The following is a 970-nucleotide window of genomic DNA, read 5'->3' on the forward strand; positions in this document are numbered from 1 at the left end:
TGATCTGCCCCCCGCTGAGTGGCCCAGAGACTATGATAGTTTGGACCACGAAAGGGACGATGAATGCCGAGCAAGAAGCACAAGCCGGAAGAAATTATCGGCAAGCTGCGTGAAGTTGAGATTGTTCTGGCGCAGGGAGCCTCGACAGCAGAGGCGTGCCGCCGGATCGCAGTCAGCGAGCAGACATACTATCGCTGGCGCAAGGAATATGGTGGCCTGAAGACCGACCAGGCGAGGCGGATGAAGGATCTGGAGAAAGAGAACCAGCGGCTACGCCGGGCGATTTCGGATCTGACGTTGGACAAGCTGATCTTGCAGGAAGCTGCCAAGGGAAACTTCTGAGCCCCGCGCGGCGGCGGCGCTGCATCGATCAGTTGCGACGAGATTTGCCGATCCGGGTGTCCGAGCGACGGATATGCCGGGTGCTGGGGCAGCATCGATCGACACAGCGCAAGGTGCCGCGTGGGGCAGATGACGAACAGGCGCTCACGGAGGACATCGTCGCGCTGGCGAAGCAATATGGCCGCTATGGCTACCGCCGAGTGACGGCGTTGCTATGCCATGCGGGGTGGACGGTGAACCACAAACGGGTCGAGCGGATATGGCGACGCGAAGGACTGAAGGTCCCGCTGCGTCAGCCCAAACGGGGACGCCTGTGGCTCAACGACGGATCATGTATCCGCTTGCGGCCTGAGTATCCCGGGCATGTGTGGGCCTACGACTTCGTCGAAGGGCGCACGCACGATGGCCGCAAGTTCCGGATTCTGACGATCATCGACGAGGCCAGCAGGGAATGCCTGGCACTCATCGTTGCCCGGCAGCTCAAACACGAGGATGTGCTGGCGGCGCTGGCTGACCTGTTCATCTCGCGTGGGCCACCAGCGCATTTACGATCCGATAATGGTAGCGAGTTTATCGCGACCGCCGTCCAGAAATGGTTGGGGCAGATCGGCGTGAAGACGCTCTATAT

The 970-nt window shown here is 60.7% G+C and carries 1 pseudogene; it reads left to right on the forward strand.

Features of this window, described 5'->3' with window-relative positions:
• Nucleotides 1-63 precede the first annotated feature (63 nt).
• Nucleotides 64-970: pseudogene (locus OKA11_RS24425) on the forward strand (IS3 family transposase); the annotation flags it as partial.

It is taken from the genome of Novosphingobium clariflavum (assembly GCF_026420865.1).
In the GTDB taxonomy this organism is placed as follows: Bacteria; Pseudomonadota; Alphaproteobacteria; order Sphingomonadales; family Sphingomonadaceae; genus Novosphingobium; species Novosphingobium clariflavum.